We start from the raw sequence: 15,780 nt of genomic DNA, 5'->3' as shown, positions 1-15,780 counted from the left end.
ATATGAAAAGTAAAAGGAAAGAAACTGTTAAATCAGTTGTGTTAGGAATACTAGTTCTAATGAGTTTAACTTTATCCTATCTTATTATTACTTATCAACCAGACTATGAGATTTTTACTAAGAGAACTACTCAAAAATCCATAGAGTCTGATAAAAATAGTCTTTTAAACTTTTTGATTCCTGATAGTGTAGTAAAAAACTATGAGGGATCAAGAGAAGAGCCGATAGTTCAAAATTCTATAACGAAGGTGGCAACTGTCGATGCCGTAAAAAACAAGAAAGTGTTAAAAAATTTACTAACGACAATTTCGGATAGTCAGAGTGTGGAGTCTAGGGTAAGAAACAGAAATATCGAGGATATTACATCGAATAATGTTGAAAAAATTATGATAAATTATCAAGTAACTCTAGATTCTGCCTTGGTAAAACCTTTATTCTTCTCGGAGGAGAATTCTAATATAAGTTTGGAATTTGATACGATAGTTTTACTAAAAGATAGACCGAATATGATTTATTTATACAAAAAAGATGATAAAAATTATCTACAAATCACTCTGAAGGATGAAATTTATGATAGGGTAAATAGTAAATTTAACGAGAAAAAACAAAATTACGCTAAGTATAGTTTAAATAATAGGTATATCTATTTAAAAGAGTCTGATGAAGATAATGTTATAGATGAATATAGTGCTGAAGATATTAGTTTAAATAGATTAGCTAAGGATATTTTTGAGAAAAAGGATAATCTTAGAATAAGTAATGAAGATGAAGTGACTGATGGCTATGGAATATTACGATCTACAAACAATAGATTAGTATATACAAATCCATCAAACGAAGGTGGAAAAGAAGTTGGGGCTACAGTTGCTATAAATAATACCATGAGTTTCTTAGGACTTGGATATGTGGGAGATACGGATTATCAACTTACTACTGCTCTAGAAGGAATTACTATTTTCCAAGAAGCTTATAAGGATTCGATAGCCTTTAGTAGAGAAGGTCACGCTGATATTATTTCTGAGGATAATAGTAGTGGAATATATAAGCTGACTTCGCCGAAGAGACTTACGAAAACTTATCTTTCATCAAGAGAAGCAGAACTTTATTCTGTTGAGAAGACTGAATATGTAATTAATTATCTTTATGAAAGAGTTAACCTTAAAGAGATAAGTGATATAGTTTTGGGTTATGAAAAGATTTATAATAAAGATAGAAATAGTTTTAGCTATGTACCAGCATGGTATGTAAAATATAATGATAGATATATGAGTTTTAAAAAATTAAAAGAGATGATTGACAAGGGAGAGAGACTATGAACTGGGGTAAGATGAAGACATTGTTTATTTACCTATTTGTCGCTCTTAATGCTGTCTTGTTAACATTTTATATATATACAGTTCAGAAGAATAAAACAGAAATAGTCCAGGAAAAGGAAATTATTGAACGTTCTATGAAAAATGACAATATAACTGTAGAAGAAAATGCAACAAAGCGAGATAATCTTGGTTATGTGAATGTTACAATTTCTGATTTGAAGGATATCCGCAAGGAAGAGAGTGGGCTAAAGTATGAAATTGAAAATGTCGATAAGACATCGGCTTTAAAAGTTAGTTCAGAAAATGCTATTACTAACGTAAATAAAGGTAGCTATAGAGCTGAGTTAGATTCATTCTTATTAGAGAAGATGAAATTAAGTGCGAACTATATTTTTTCTAGTTATAATTCAACAAAAAATGAAGTTATTTTTGAACAACAAATAGATAGTTTTAGAGTTTTTTCAAATAAAAATGCGCGAATTGTCTTTAGCGTTGAAAGTAATGGAGATATTAAAAACTTTGCTTTGACAAGTGTTTCAAATATAAGAAAAGATAAGAATGAAACGTTAGTTCCGTCTAGCCAGGCTATAAATAGGCTGTATCATGAAGATTTAATTCCTAAAAATTGTCGTGTACGAGCTACTTTAGGATATTATACATATATTTCTCAAACGGAAAATCAAGTATTGATACCGACATGGAATGTGGAAATTAGTGATAAAGATGGGCGAGTTAGTAATTACTATGTAGATGCTATTAATCTAAATGTATTAAATAGAAAAGGTTATAGCTTATAGATAGGTATATAATATTAAAGGAAAAAACTATTCATTACGATAAACGTAATGAATAGTTTTTTGTGTATTATTATTCAGATAAGTAAGATTTTAACATCCATACATTTTTTTCTAATTGAGTTTTTAATCCTAATGCTAAGTCTGAAGTACCTTGATCTTCTTCATCTTCAGCTACACCCATAAGATGAGTTAAGTCATTGATTAATAACTCAAAGTCGTGGAATATAGCTGCAACCATTTCAGAAGTTGTTTCTTTTTCAGTTGCTTCTTGGATTGTTGCGATTTCTAAAGCACCTTTAAGTGTTGAAACTGGGCGACCTCCAATAGCTAATAATCTTTCTGCAACTTCATCTAAAGATTCTGCTGTGTAATTATAGTAATTTTCAAATACTTCGTGTAGTGTGTAGAAGCTACGTCCTTTTACATACCAGTGGAAGCTGTGTAATTTTGTGTATAATACTGTTAAGTTAGCAACAAGTTTATTTAATTCTGTTGTACGTGTCATTGTAAATTCTCTCCTTTATTTTCTATTTATGATTAAATTATAGCACCATGAGTTACACGTGTAAAGTTTATGAGCTTATAAAAGTTATTGAGAATTATTCTCTAAAAAGAATGTTGATTTAGCAATGTTTCCTGAGGTGAAAAAATATAAGTGATAATCGATATCATATAAATACTAGGCATAGTTATTAATTTAAAAATTTGAAATAAACTTTATTAGTTGATAAAATAAAGAGCGAAAGGGGTAGAATCTATGGCAAGATTATGCATAATTTTAATAAAACTATATAGACGATATATATCACGTTATACCAAACCAACGTGTAGATTTTCCCCTACATGTTCAAGTTATGCTTTGGAAAGTTATAAGAGATTTGGGTTTTTCTTAGGTACATATTTAACTGTTAAGAGATTATTAAAGTGTCATCCGCTATATAAAGGTGAGTACTTTGATAATGTACCTTTATTTAAGAAAGATATATTCAAATTTGGAAGAAAAAAATAAAGAGGCCGCTAAGTTTGGGTGCCTCTTTATTTTGGGCGAAATTGTTATTTTAGATGAATATTAAGAATAATGATTATATTCGTAGAACTAAATGGGATTCTCTTAACGAAATAACTTTCTAAAATTTATCCACTTAAAGTATTTGTGAGGTAAATCCTCATAATTATCCACAAATGCAAAGTTTATATGTTATTTATCTATGCTGTTTTCAGTATTTAACCATGCTGTAATTTCGCCCATGAATCTATAGATATTTTTATAACCTGTTTCTTTCAGTTAAGATTTCTCTAATCTGCGTCTTTCTATAAGAAACAAAGCCGTAGTATAAAATGAATTTCTTATCTGTATCATCACCTAAAGATTTTAAAAATTCTTTTTTCTCTTCTTTTTTCACTTTCATTATAACATAGATGAATTAATATGGAAATAAATTATGCAATAAAATTTATGGTTTTTAATATAATTAATAGTGATTATTATCATCTGCTTTAATATGTAAACTAGTAGTTGTATTTCATACTATATAAAATATGATAATAAATTAATAAGTTTATTAATTTATTATCTATGCTGAATATCGAAGTAATTTTCATATTATTTGTGTAAAATAAAGACTCTGATGCTAATTGTCAGAGTCTAGTATTTAAAAATAATTTATTTTTTATTAAGGATAGTTGTAATTGATTTAAGTATTTTTAAAGCAAGTTTATCTTTTTTATTAGCTAATGATTTTGTAATTAAATTAGAAGTTTTAATTTTTTCTTCATTTTCTTTATTAGCTAACATTTTCTTAACGAAGTCCGGCATTTCAGGCTTTTCGCCATCTTTTTTGTTGGCTAACATTTTCTTAACGAAGTCCGGCATTTCAGGCTTTTCGCCATCTTTTTTGTTGGCTAATATTTCTCTAACGAAGTCTGGCATCTCAGGCTTTTCGCCATCTTTTTTGTTGGCTAACATTTTTTTAACGAAGTCCGGCATTTCAGGCTTTTCGCCATCTTTTTTGTTGGCTAACATTTCTCTAACGAAGTCTGGCATCTCTCCTTTTGGTTTATCCATTTCATTAAATGTTGTCTTCTCTGGATTATGCGAAATAAAAGGATTGTTTTTATTAGCTTCAATCGTTGACACAAGAGCATCTATTAGGCGAGAATCGTAGTTCGGCATAGGGGGTCTATGATAAGTTATTCCAAATTCCTCACAAAGTTCTCGACACTCAACATCGTTATCGAAAAGAACTTCGATATGCTCGCTGATAAAGCTAAGTGGAACGAATATATAATGCTTAGGATGTTCTTTTTGCTCTCTTAAGTACTCAAGAACATCAGGTTTAATCCATGGCATTCCAATATCACTTTCACTTTGCCAAGTATTCGTATAGTTTTCATTTTCAAGACCTATTTTTTCGGCTATAAGTTTTGTCATATCAAAGATTTGCTCTACGTATGGATCATTATATTTTAAAGCAATTTCAGGTACGCTGTGTGCAGAGAAAACTACTTTATAGCTATCTTCTTTCACTTTTTCAGTAATAATTTTTTTGATTTCATCTGCCCAGAATTCAATTAATTTCTCCTCTTTGTACCAGGATTTTATTATATTAAATTTAATTTTATCACTTTTAATAAATCTTTCGTAACCCATAATAGAGTAGAATGAATAGTGTGGTTCAAGAATTAAACAAATACATTCTTCTATACCATCATCTTCCATTTTTGAAATTATATTAGGTATATAAGGTGAAGAGAATTTATTGGCAAAGTATACTTTATATTCATCTTCTACAGATTCCCTTAAAAGTTCAACTTCTTTAAGTGTTATCTCTTGAAGGGGTGAACCATCAATGCGAAGATAATTTTTTAAAAGTAGATTAATTTCTTCGTCGTTAGGACGAACCCCTTTTCTAATATTTGTGAAAAATTTTGCTATACCCTCAAATGTGTATTCTTCGGGTGTTCCATATGTCATTACTAAAATAGCTTTGTTCATTTTTTAACCTCTCAAAATAGTCTAGTCATGTATAATTATATCATTTTTTGTACTAAAACACACGTATTATTAATCTATTACAGATAATTATTGTTAATTATAAACTAGTACTGTGTAAATAATTTTAAAATATATATTACTCAGTAAAATAAGTGATGGAATATACTTTAAAATTTAGAAATATTATAAAAAACTATTGCAAAAGTTTATAAAAAGTAATAATATAAAAGTTAACTTAAAAGTATACTAATTAGAGATTTTAAGAATCTCTAACTAGCTGAGGTAAAAAGGAGGAAATACTTTAATGAAAAAGAAAATAGTAGGTATGTTAACTTTTATTGCGGCAGTTGGTGGAGTTATATATATGAAAAATAATCCTAAATACAAGGAAATTGTTAGAAATGTAAAGACAGCGGATGCACGTGGTTTTTATGAAAAAATAATTTTAGAAAAAGACAAACTGGCCTTTACTGCAAAAGCAAAAATTAAAGATTATAAAATTGACTATGAGAGTATTAGAAATGTCGGAGAGAAAATTTATGCACGTTTAATAGTGAATAATGATGAAAAATTGAATATTGATACGGTACTTAATGAAAAAAATAAAAATGTAGAAGAAGTATCACATTCAGAAAAACTTGATGAATTATTAAATAAGTAACTTAGTAGATATTTCCTAGGAAATAAAAAAAGAATCCTCCATTACAGTAAGGTGATGTAATGGAGGATTTTTCATGGTTAAATTAATTAGTATCTAGTATTATGCAAAACGGCTACGAATACTAGTCGGTATTGATTTATAAACACTCTTAGTGACGAAGAATAAGAATGTTACTAAAGCACCTTTTAGTAGGTTGAATGGTACGATACCAACAGCTACGATTGTTTTCACATTAGTCGCGATGTCTGCTAAGTTCATAATATATCCATAAGCTGGAAGTAATACGAAGTAGTTAAGAAGTGACATGAATACTGTTATTGCTAGTGTTCCTAAGATTCCACCGATAATAGTCTTAGCAGTACCTTTTTTATAGAAAAGAACAATGATACTGATAAAAGTAAATTCTACCACGATATTAGCGATTGATCCGATTGGTTCATGTGATAATAAAGCGAAGTGTAGGAAGTTTTTTAAGAATGACACTAAAAGTGCATCTTTATATCCTAATAATAACAACGCCATAAATAGCGGTATGAATGTAAAATCAAATTTTAGAAATGGTGGCAAGAATGGCACAGCAAAACTAAAAAAAGATAGAAGTAGAGCAATAACTGCAAGCATCCCACTTAAAACTAGTGAGTGAACATTTTTTTTATACATTTAAAACCTCTTTCCTATCTTCATAGGCAATAAAATAGCCGCAATATTATTTTTGAAAAGGTGTATTTTAAATCTATAATTAGAAATAAAAAACACCACTTTAAAAACATTAAAGCGGGACTGAAAGGTATGAAAAATAAGCATTACACTGTACTTGGTACAACAAAAATACATACGTAATAGACTGCATGTGTAAGTTTATTTATTCTATATCTTCTATCATCCAGACTGTACTGTCGGTTTTGGAATTTCACCAAATCAGCTTTCGCTCGCGGACTTTAACCGCCGGTCGGGAATTTCACCCTGCCCCGAAGATAATTAAATTTATTATTTATAAGTTTATTATAAACTGAAGTTTCTAAGTTGTAAAGAGAAAAGGTTTAACTTTTTAAAAAATGATGGGAGCAACTCTGTTAAGTTGAGTTATTCCCATCAGATATATTATTTAGTTATTATTCTACTGTTACTGATTTAGCTAAGTTACGTGGTTTGTCCACATCTAGACCTCTAGTGTAAGCTGCGTAGTATGCGAATAATTGTGTAACTACGATACTTGCGATTGGAGCAAGATCTTCGTTTACGTTAGGGATTGCGTAGTCACCTTCGCGTGCTAATTTTTCTAATGTAATAATAAGAGTATTAGCACCACGGCTAGCTACTTCACTTACGTTACTACGTGTATTTAAGTCTAGTTTAGCACTTGTGATAAGAGCTACTACAGGTGTTCTTTCTTCGATAAGGGCGATTGTACCGTGTTTTAATTCTCCTCCGGCAAATCCTTCTGTTTGAATGTAAGAAACTTCTTTAAGTTTTAAAGCTGCTTCACATGCACTATAGTAGTCGATTCCACGTCCAATATAGAATGCATTGCGTTCTGTGAATAAGTTTTTAGCTAAGTCTTTGATAGTTTTTGTATCATCTAAGATTGATTCAATTGCAGAAGTAATTACTGATAACTCTTGCTCGATATCAAATTTAGGTTGTCTTGAAAGTTGTTTTGCTACTTCGTAAGCTAGTATGCTTAGTGTTGCGATTTGAGCAGTATATGCTTTAGTAGAAGCAACGGCGATTTCAACACCTGCGTGAAGTAATAATGTATAGTCACATTCACGAGATAGAGTTGAAGCATCGACGTTTGTAAGTACTAAGAATTTGTAATCTTCATTCACGCTACGTAATTTTGTAAGTACTGCACGAAGGTCAGCTGTTTCTCCTGATTGAGAAAGGAAGATGAACATCGGTTTTTTAGATAATAATGGTACGTTGTAAGCAAATTCTGATGCTAAGTGTACTTCTGTAGGAATACCAGCCCATTTTTCAAAGTAGTTTCTTCCTACTAGACCAGCATTGTAACTCGTACCACATCCGATAATATATAATCTATCCGCATCTTTTACGTTGTTGATAATTTCGCTATCAATATTAACATTATGTCCATCGAAGTAGTGAGAGATGATGTTACGCATAGTTCCTACTTGTTCATGTATTTCTTTAATCATGTAATGTTCATGGATACCTTTATCGATTTCTCCAGCGTTTAAGTTAGTTGAGAAACTTTCACGCTCTACAACATTATCTTCTTTATCTTCGATAGTTACGCTATCTTTCTTCACGATAACAAATTCACCATCGTTAATTTCTAAGAAGTTGTTAGTGTACTTAATCATTGCTAAAGCATCACTACCAACATAGTTTTTATTTTCTTCTCCTAGTCCGATAAGAAGTGGACTCTTATTTTTTGCTACATATAATGTGTCTTTATCTTCCGTATCGATTAAACAAAGTGCATAAGAACCTTGAAGTTTTGATACAGCTTTTTTGAAAGCTTCTTTAGTATTAAGACCGCGGTCGCTATAAACTTGTACTAATTGAACGATAACTTCAGTATCAGTTTCAGAAACAAGTTCTACACCTTTGAAAAATCTCTCTTTAAGTTCCTGGAAGTTTTCGATAACTCCGTTGTGAACTAAAATAAAACGTTTGTTGAAGCTTTGGTGAGGGTGAGAGTTAGTTGTATTAACTCCACCGTGAGTAGCCCAACGTGTATGACCAATACCTAATTCTAGGTGAAGTCCTTCAGGGATTAGGGCTTCTAAATTTTTAATGCGACCTACAGACTTAGTAACGCTAGCTTCTCCGTTAACAACACCAGCGATACCAGCTGAGTCGTATCCACGGTACTCAAGGCTGCTAAGTCCATCGATTAAAAATTTAACTCCATTTGCTTCTCCAACAAATCCTACAATTCCACACATATTAAAAATTCCTCGCTTTTTTCTTTAATTTATTTTTTATAGAAAGTACTATAAAAGTTTATATATTTGTGCTCGAAAATATTATACTTCTTGTATTTTATTATACTTAACAAAGTTTATGTAAACCTTAAAAGAAGGCATAATGAGCATATAGAGAGGTGATAATGATTTTGAAGGGTTTTAAAACTCAATATTGCGTTCCTTAACTACTGCATACGTTGTAGCTATAAGTTAATCGTTAGGTTTCTTGAATTAAAAAGATGATAAGAAACCTTATCGAGTAACTTAGACAACAGCTATTCAAAATATAAGGAATGAAATGACGAAATATTTTGCTAGTAGCCACTGTAAGTATCTTGTCGTCACTGTGTTCCTAGAAATAGTAAAGTGCACCCCAGCAGTAGCAACTAAAGTTTTTATCGTCATTCTTCCTTAAAAACTAAGTTGCTGTTGCATACGCTGCACCTAACTATTTCGTCGTCACTTCGTTCCTAGAAATAGTAAAGTGCACACCAGCAGTGGCAACTAAAGTTTTTTACGTCATTCTTCCTTAAAAACTAAGTTGCTGTTGCATACGCTGTACCTAAGTATCTTGTCGTCACTGTGTTCCTAAAGATACTAAGGTACACCCCATTGTACATTATCTAACGAAATTCTCTGGTTCCGAAAAAGCATCCGCCGAATTTTCGATAACTTTTTTCCTCGTCAACTAAATTCAATTTAACCTTTAGAACTTAGTTCGGGCGCTATAATTATAAATTCAAATTACCTCCTAATATTTTTAGTCGTACACATTATTATACTAGATGAAAGGAGTGTTGTAAACTGAAAGGATATATTTACATAAACTCAGATATTAAAATAAAGTATATGAAAATTTAACCTTAATTTTTAAATTATAAAAATATAAAATTGATTAATAAAAAACCTACTTACTTTTTTGAGTAAGTAGGTAATATTATTATTGTTGAGTGGCAGTATTTACTTCTTTAGCATTTTTCACTTCATCAGGTAGGTTGATTTCTTTTACAGTGTTCACGTTAGAGTATTTGATGTTTTGCTTAACTTTCATTGTAGTTGGAGTTGAAGTGTTTTTAGTTGCAAGCTCCATAGTTACTTCATTATTAACAGGTATGAAATCTTTAGTAGTTACAAGTTTAATTGAAACATTTTTGAAGTCAACATTATTGAACGCTTCAGCGTTTACTTCATTTCCAGAAGATGCATTAGCAATAGCAACCATAAGTTCTTTAAACTGATCTCCATTTCCAGTGTACGTTAGAACATAATTTCCGTTTTCTTCAGTTTTCTTGAAGTCTTTAGCAATTTTCTTGTAGAACTCTAATATTTGTTCTGAGTTTGCTATTTTTTTAAGTCCTTCAAATTGAGCAGTTATGTTGTTATTTGAGCTTTTAACCCATTCATCTTGACCAGTTGATTTAGCATATGCAGTACCGTCTTTAATGTAAAGATCTAAGGTTTGAGTTTGACCTTGGGCTTTAACATCAGTAGTTGCTTTCATAGTTAGTGGATCGATAATTAATGAACCAGTTACAGTATTTTCAACTGTTTGAGTTTGTTCACCAACTAAAATTTCAGAGCTGTTTGTTGCTACGAAATCTGTACTTTTTATGTTTTTAGATGATTCTACTGATTTATTAACGATTTGCTCTACAGAAGCTCCTGTGCCACAAGCAGCAAGGGTAACTGAAAGAATAACTGTTGCAACAAGTAATAGATATTTTTTTAATGATTTTGTCATGAGTTTCTCCTTAACGTTAATGAAAATAGATTATTTTAAGTATAAAAAAATCTATTTTTATAAATTTTAATTTTATAGGATTATTCTATCATAATATAACTTATATTACTACATTATAGGTTCATTTTTTAGATATCTGTAATAAATAATATAGGTTATAAATTAAGAAGAATATTTTTATCTAATATTTTTTATGAAAATAATAAAAAATCTATTGACTTGTATCAATGATGGATATATAATTATATCAAAGATAGATATATCGATGATTGATATAGATAAGGAATATCTCTAATTAAGTTAGGAGGGATAAAATGGCAAAGTTAAGCCCTTATGAAACGGGCGAATTAACGGATAGTATATTTTTTACGCTTCTAGTTTTAACAGAACCTATTCATGGTTATTTAATAATGCAAAAGGTAGCAGAAATCACTGATAATAATATTATTATCGGACCTGCGACAATGTACACGACTCTAGGAAAAATGGTTTCTGTAGGTTGGATTGAAGATAAAGAAATCGATAATTCGAAAAAAGAATATCATATTACTCCAAAAGGCATGGAAGTTTTGGAGAAAAATTTAAAACTTCGACAGTTTCTACTAGATGTGGCTAAGAAGTTTATAGGTGGTGGAAGTGATGAGTAATTATAAGGTGATACATACATTCGCTTTAACAAATAAGAGACTCATGAAAAAATTAGAAAGATATAGTGCTAAGGGGTGGCATTTTAAAAAGTTTCTGGGGTTCTTAATTTTACTAGAAAAAGGAGAAAGAACCGATTACAAATACGAACTGGTATATGATAAAAAGTTCGATGCTGAACGTGAAGACTTTTATAAGTTTAACGGTTGGGAAGTAGTTAGAAATGGTATTTTTTGGCAGATACTACGGGGCGAGGCTTCAGCAACTACACTATATACAGATAATTTGAGTGAAGAGTACATGTGGCTATATAGACTAAGATTTAATGGAAAAATCATGTTAGGATGCTTTCTTATAGCTTTGGTGGCGCACATAATAAATGAATTTTTAATGGCATCTGAAGTAATAGATTTTATTTTAGGAATGTTTTTTGGATTTGGTCTAGGACTAGGTGCTGTAAATATAGCGTTCTTTATAAAATATTTATTTTTAAAGAGAAGAAAGGATTGAATTTATGAAGTATAAATATGTTCCGGTATTTATAAGCTATGATAAAGTAGCGGATAAAATGAATCATCTTGCTGCTCAGGGATATGAATACGATAAAGAGGCTATAGTGGCAATTAGAATGAAGAAAGTCTCAGAAACTAGCGATAAGCAATATAAGTTTATCTTTGATAAAAACTTTACACCAGAGATAGAAGAGTATTATAAAGTAAGTGGCTGGAAGCTTTATAAGTTTCAAGTTTATAATTTGTTTAGACTTGCTGAAGGAACTTCGAGTTCTTATCCGATATATACTGATACCGAGACGGAATTAGAAATTGTTAAATATAGATTGTTAAGATTTATAGTTTTATTTATTTTAATAAATATAATAGGGGTATTGTATTTTACTAATATTAAATGGGTAATTAATAGTGGAATACCTGATGTGTTAGCCATGTTAATAGGTGGATTAATAGGTGGTATATTTGGTTACTGTATAGGTGGACTTGGAATGTTTTTACCGAAACATTTCAAGTTAACAAAAGAAATAAAAAATAATGATGAATAAAAAAGGGATTTAACTTTTAATAAGTTAGGAAATGAGGTAAGGGCTATGATTTTAGAATTTAAAAATGTAGAGAAAAGTTTTGGTAATAAAAAGGTTCTTAAAGGTGTCAGCTTCACAGCGAAAAGTGGGGTGGCTAATGGATATTTAGGACGAAATGGTAGTGGTAAAACTACAAGTTTTAGAATTTTGTTAGATATATTCAAGCCGGATAAAGGGGAGATTTTACTAGATGGGAAACCTTTAGATCACAGTAAGGTGAAAATTGGATATTTACCAGAAGAACGTGGAATGTATGACGGGGTTGGTTTAGTAGATCAGCTTACGTACTTCGGAATGTTAAAAGGTATGAAGAAGAAAGCAGCACAAACAGAAGCGAAAAAATGGTTAGAGTATTTCGAATTAGAAGATAATAAACAAGCATTAAAAACATTGTCTAAAGGTAATGCACAAAAAATTCAAATTATTCAAAGTGTTATGAACGATCCAGATATTCTTGTTTTTGATGAGCCATTCAGTGGACTTGATCCGGTGAATGTATCTAAACTAAAAGAAATAATTACAGATTTTATCAAAAAAGATAAACTTGTTATTTTCTCATCTCACCAAATGCCAGTTGTGGAGACGTTCTGTGAGGATATTAATATACTAGAAAAAGGGAAAATTACTCTAAGTGGTAATCTAGATTACATTAAAAAACAATTAGGACATGGGAAAATGATTTTGAGTGTTAGTGGTTTTGCGAAAGAGGAACTGCTTGCTAATCTTAAGTCTATACCATTAGGTATTGAATATTCATTAGTACCAGAGGGAGTGCTCCTTGATTTTAAAGAAGAGGGAGCTAAAAAAGAATTATTAGCAAAACTTGCAGGAAGTAGTTTTAATATAGAAGAATTTAAACTTTATAAACCTTCGTTAGAAGATATTTTTAAAGAACAGGTAGGTAAGTAATTATGAAAAATTTTAGTACAGTATTTAATTTTGAGTTTAAACAATTTTTTGCGAAAAAAGCGACGAAAGTTATTATGGCAATCTATTTTATTTTAGCTATAGGTATAACATTTGTTCCATCAATCGCTAACAGTAATCTTTTCAAAGGTGAGAGCAATGATAATTTTACACGTAGTGCATATGTAGTAAAAGATGTGAGTGTTCAACTAGATGATTTGAAAGAAGCTAAAAAATACGATAGTAAAGAGGCTCTAGAAAAAGATATTAAAGCTAAAAAATTAGATGAGGGTATTGTTTTAACTAAAGATAGTTATGAATATTTATCTAAACAATCTATCTTTAGTAAAGGTAGTAGTGAATTTAAAGAAGCTTTTGGAAAAAATGTAGAAAAATTAGTTTATAAACAAAATGGTTTAGACTACGATAAAGTAACTAACGTAAAAACACATCTTCCACAACCTGTACCTGTAAACGTAAGTGGAGATTCTGATATGCAGACGCAAGCAATCAATGTAGCAGTAGTTTATGTTCTTACATTTGTCGTTTATATGACAGTAATCCAATTTGGTAGTGTAGTTGCAATGAATGTTGTTAAGGAAAAAAGTAACCGTGCTATGGAGTTATTAGTAGTTACTGTAAGTCCGAGAACGTTAATTTTAGGAAAAGTACTAGCTTTGTCGGTTTCGGTACTTATTCAAATGGGCTTAATTATTGGTGGCTTATTCGCCGGGCTAAAAATCAATGGCTCTAAATATAGTGATAACATCAAACATATTATAGAAAATGTGGACTTAAAAGTCCTTGGTGTAGGGTTAGTATTTGCATTAACTGGATTTGTGATGTTTATGTTTATGTATGCGGCATTTGCTTCATTAGTTAGTAAGATTGAAGATGTTAACGGAGCCATAACTTTACCGATGTTAACATTTATGGGTGCTTTCTTCGTAAACTACTATATTATGGGTTCAACAGGAGATACTAAACTTGCAGAGATTCTATCATACGTTCCATTTACATCATATTTTGTAATGTTTACGCGTTATGCAATAAGCCACGTTTCTATACAAGAATTAGGATTATCTTATGGTATATTAGCTGTAACTACATTACTTGTAGCATTTGCAAGTGTTAGAGTATATAGATTAGCAACATTAAGATATGGTCAAAAATTAAACTTCTTCAAATTATTATTTGGGAAATAGAAAAATTACTGAAGAGAAGACGCAAAAAATTAAAATTTTGAGTCTTTTCTTTTTTATTTTTGTTGCATAAAAGGTTATAATTAAGTATAAAAAATTCTGTGAAATAAGGAGATTATTTAATGAGTGAACTGAAAAGAACGATAGGCTTTATGCCAGCTTTTATGACTGTAATAGGTTCGGTAATAGGTGCAGGGGTATTCTTTAAGGCAGCTGTAATTTATAAGACGACAGGTACGATGAGTTTAGGGCTACTAGCTTGGATACTTGCTGGTATTATTACTATCTGTGCAGGTCTTACAGTTGCAGAACTTGCGGCATCTATTCCTGAAGTTGGAGGGATGGTCGTTTGGATAGAAAGAACTTATGGAAAAACAGCAGCATTCTTATTAGGATGGGCGCAGTCGGTGATTTATTTTCCTGCGATGATAGCGGCTCTTGCTGTTATCTTCTCTACACAAGTTTTAAATTTACTAAATTTAGATAAGACTTGGCATCTTCCTATAGCTTTTGCTGCGGCAGCATCATTAATGTTTTTAAACTTTTTAGGCGGAAAAATTGGAGGAACGATTCAGACTGTAGCCACTATTTGTAAATTGATACCATTAATAGTAATTATTGCATTTGGATTATTTCAAACTGACTCACAACCGTTACAATTATTTCCTATAGAAGCGGGGAAAGATATTTCATTCGCTAGTGGATTAGGTGGAGCTTTACTTGCTGCGATGTTTGCCTATGAAGGTTGGACGAACGTAGGAAGTATGGCAGGTGAGATGAAAAATCCTAAAAAAGATTTACCAAGAGCAATTTTCCTAGGGCTTGCGGTCGTTATGATTGTATATGTACTTATAAATGTAGCTTATCTTATGACTTTACCATTAGATCATGTTGCGGGTAATCAAACTGTAGCCAGCGAAGTAGCTGCGAAGTTATTTGGTGGTATTGGTGGTAAAATTATTACGATTGGAATACTTGTTAGTGTATATGGAGCGATTAATGGATTCTCAATGGCTGGGATTCGAGTTCCTTATGCGATGGCGAAAAGTGAACAGATTCCATTTAAAAATGTATGGACGAAGTTGAATAAAGGTGCTATACCAGTAAATGCAGGATTATTACTTTTAGTAATAGCATTCTTAATGATGTTAACAGGTAGTTTTGATATGTTAACTGACCTATTAGTATTTGTAATGTGGTTCTTCTACACAGCAACATTCCTTGCAGTAATTATACTACGTAAAAAAGAACCGAAATTAGAAAGACCGTATAGAGTACCTTTATACCCAATAGTTCCTATAATAGCTATTCTTGGTGGGGTTTATACTTTAGTAAGTACTTTAATCTCACAAACATCATTAGCTATGGGAGGAATAGCTCTAACGTTAATAGGATTATTATTCTATACAGAATTACACAAGAAGTTTAAAAAATAATAAAAAAGAAACATCGCATATTAGAAAACCTAGTATGCGATGTTTTGGT

15 protein-coding genes and 1 riboswitch are annotated in these 15,780 nt (G+C 30.9%); of the genes, 10 read left to right on the top strand and 5 right to left on the bottom strand.

Annotated features, from left to right (window positions below):
• Positions 1-2 precede the first annotated feature (2 nt).
• Together yycH and yycI are read left to right on the top strand one after the other, a co-directional pair.
• Positions 3-1,316: a two-component system activity regulator YycH gene (gene yycH, locus ACWOBP_RS03510; protein WP_455337481.1), complete on the top strand. Its 1,314-nt coding sequence runs from the start codon at positions 3-5 to the stop codon at positions 1,314-1,316.
• Complete coding sequence (yycI, locus tag ACWOBP_RS03505) at positions 1,313-2,113, top strand: two-component system regulatory protein YycI (RefSeq protein WP_455337480.1); 801 nt, start codon at positions 1,313-1,315, stop codon at positions 2,111-2,113. The genes yycH and yycI overlap by 4 nt, the downstream gene beginning before the upstream one ends.
• 70 nt (positions 2,114-2,183) lie before the next feature.
• On the opposite strand, the gene ACWOBP_RS03500 is transcribed toward yycI, so the two are convergent.
• On the bottom strand, positions 2,184-2,618 hold the full coding sequence (locus tag ACWOBP_RS03500; protein ID WP_455337479.1) for a Dps family protein: 435 nt from the start codon (positions 2,616-2,618) through the stop codon (positions 2,184-2,186).
• Positions 2,619-2,870: 252 nt separating this feature from the next.
• On the opposite strand from ACWOBP_RS03500, the gene yidD reads away from it, so the two are divergent.
• The gene (yidD, locus tag ACWOBP_RS03495; RefSeq protein WP_060913405.1) at positions 2,871-3,122 is read left to right on the top strand and encodes a membrane protein insertion efficiency factor YidD; all 252 of its coding nucleotides are present in this window, start codon (positions 2,871-2,873) and stop codon (positions 3,120-3,122) included.
• A 654-nt stretch (positions 3,123-3,776) separates the two neighbouring features.
• Here yidD and hemH read toward each other — a convergent pair.
• Complete coding sequence (hemH, locus tag ACWOBP_RS03490; RefSeq protein WP_455337478.1) at positions 3,777-5,108, bottom strand: ferrochelatase; 1,332 nt, start codon at positions 5,106-5,108, stop codon at positions 3,777-3,779.
• A 304-nt stretch (positions 5,109-5,412) separates the two neighbouring features.
• Between hemH and ACWOBP_RS03485 the strand changes: the two genes are divergently transcribed.
• Positions 5,413-5,769, top strand: coding sequence for a DUF1310 family protein (locus ACWOBP_RS03485; RefSeq protein ID WP_455337477.1), 357 nt, complete (start codon positions 5,413-5,415; stop codon positions 5,767-5,769).
• 99 nt (positions 5,770-5,868) lie between these two features.
• Here the strand turns inward: ACWOBP_RS03485 and ACWOBP_RS03480 are convergent, their stop codons facing one another.
• The 3 genes from ACWOBP_RS03480 to ACWOBP_RS03470 all read right to left on the bottom strand — a co-directional run bounded on the left by ACWOBP_RS03480 (position 5,869) and on the right by ACWOBP_RS03470 (position 10,446).
• Positions 5,869-6,429: an ECF transporter S component gene (locus ACWOBP_RS03480; protein WP_455337476.1), complete on the bottom strand. Its 561-nt coding sequence runs from the start codon at positions 6,427-6,429 to the stop codon at positions 5,869-5,871.
• 207 nt (positions 6,430-6,636) lie between these two features.
• Positions 6,637-6,749: riboswitch (FMN riboswitch) on the bottom strand.
• Positions 6,750-6,881: 132 nt separating this feature from the next.
• Positions 6,882-8,684, bottom strand: coding sequence for a glutamine--fructose-6-phosphate transaminase (isomerizing) (gene glmS / locus ACWOBP_RS03475; protein WP_455337475.1), 1,803 nt, complete (start codon positions 8,682-8,684; stop codon positions 6,882-6,884).
• A gap of 961 nt (positions 8,685-9,645) precedes the next feature.
• On the bottom strand, positions 9,646-10,446 hold the full coding sequence (locus ACWOBP_RS03470; RefSeq protein ID WP_455337474.1) for a DUF6612 family protein: 801 nt from the start codon (positions 10,444-10,446) through the stop codon (positions 9,646-9,648).
• A 314-nt stretch (positions 10,447-10,760) separates the two neighbouring features.
• Here ACWOBP_RS03470 and ACWOBP_RS03465 point away from each other — a divergent pair, with 314 nt between their 5' ends.
• From ACWOBP_RS03465 to ACWOBP_RS03440, 6 genes are all read left to right on the top strand, one after another.
• Positions 10,761-11,093: a PadR family transcriptional regulator gene (locus ACWOBP_RS03465; RefSeq protein ID WP_003144244.1), complete on the top strand. Its 333-nt coding sequence runs from the start codon at positions 10,761-10,763 to the stop codon at positions 11,091-11,093.
• A complete protein-coding gene (locus tag ACWOBP_RS03460) occupies positions 11,086-11,601 on the top strand; it encodes a DUF2812 domain-containing protein (protein ID WP_455337473.1) in 516 nt (171 codons plus the stop codon). Before ACWOBP_RS03465 ends, ACWOBP_RS03460 begins: the two co-directional genes overlap by 8 nt.
• A gap of 4 nt (positions 11,602-11,605) precedes the next feature.
• Positions 11,606-12,148, top strand: coding sequence for a hypothetical protein (locus tag ACWOBP_RS03455; RefSeq protein ID WP_455337472.1), 543 nt, complete (start codon positions 11,606-11,608; stop codon positions 12,146-12,148).
• 45 nt (positions 12,149-12,193) lie between these two features.
• The gene (locus ACWOBP_RS03450; RefSeq protein ID WP_455337471.1) at positions 12,194-13,096 is read left to right on the top strand and encodes an ABC transporter ATP-binding protein; all 903 of its coding nucleotides are present in this window, start codon (positions 12,194-12,196) and stop codon (positions 13,094-13,096) included.
• 2 nt (positions 13,097-13,098) lie between these two features.
• Entirely contained in the window at positions 13,099-14,298 is a 1,200-nt protein-coding gene (locus tag ACWOBP_RS03445; protein ID WP_455337470.1) for an ABC transporter permease, read from the top strand.
• Between the two features lie 119 nt (positions 14,299-14,417).
• Complete coding sequence (locus ACWOBP_RS03440) at positions 14,418-15,731, top strand: APC family permease (protein ID WP_455337469.1); 1,314 nt, start codon at positions 14,418-14,420, stop codon at positions 15,729-15,731.
• Positions 15,732-15,780 lie beyond the last annotated feature (49 nt).

It is taken from the genome of Gemella parahaemolysans (assembly GCF_053758945.1).
This window is presented reverse-complemented; position numbering and strand designations above follow the sequence as displayed.

Coding starts and splice junctions, on each gene's coding strand:
- yycI (WP_455337480.1), top strand. CDS start 1,313: ATGAACTGGGGTAAGATGAAGACATTGTTTATTTACCTATTTGTCGCT.
- ACWOBP_RS03445 (WP_455337470.1), top strand. CDS start 13,099: ATGAAAAATTTTAGTACAGTATTTAATTTTGAGTTTAAACAATTTTTT.
- ACWOBP_RS03455 (WP_455337472.1), top strand. CDS start 11,606: ATGAAGTATAAATATGTTCCGGTATTTATAAGCTATGATAAAGTAGCG.
- ACWOBP_RS03465 (WP_003144244.1), top strand. CDS start 10,761: ATGGCAAAGTTAAGCCCTTATGAAACGGGCGAATTAACGGATAGTATA.
- ACWOBP_RS03500 (WP_455337479.1), bottom strand. CDS start 2,618: ATGACACGTACAACAGAATTAAATAAACTTGTTGCTAACTTAACAGTA.
- yycH (WP_455337481.1), top strand. CDS start 3: ATGAAAAGTAAAAGGAAAGAAACTGTTAAATCAGTTGTGTTAGGAATA.
- ACWOBP_RS03440 (WP_455337469.1), top strand. CDS start 14,418: ATGAGTGAACTGAAAAGAACGATAGGCTTTATGCCAGCTTTTATGACT.
- ACWOBP_RS03470 (WP_455337474.1), bottom strand. CDS start 10,446: ATGACAAAATCATTAAAAAAATATCTATTACTTGTTGCAACAGTTATT.
- ACWOBP_RS03480 (WP_455337476.1), bottom strand. CDS start 6,429: ATGTATAAAAAAAATGTTCACTCACTAGTTTTAAGTGGGATGCTTGCA.
- hemH (WP_455337478.1), bottom strand. CDS start 5,108: ATGAACAAAGCTATTTTAGTAATGACATATGGAACACCCGAAGAATAC.
- glmS (WP_455337475.1), bottom strand. CDS start 8,684: ATGTGTGGAATTGTAGGATTTGTTGGAGAAGCAAATGGAGTTAAATTT.
- ACWOBP_RS03460 (WP_455337473.1), top strand. CDS start 11,086: ATGAGTAATTATAAGGTGATACATACATTCGCTTTAACAAATAAGAGA.
- ACWOBP_RS03485 (WP_455337477.1), top strand. CDS start 5,413: ATGAAAAAGAAAATAGTAGGTATGTTAACTTTTATTGCGGCAGTTGGT.
- yidD (WP_060913405.1), top strand. CDS start 2,871: ATGGCAAGATTATGCATAATTTTAATAAAACTATATAGACGATATATA.
- ACWOBP_RS03450 (WP_455337471.1), top strand. CDS start 12,194: ATGATTTTAGAATTTAAAAATGTAGAGAAAAGTTTTGGTAATAAAAAG.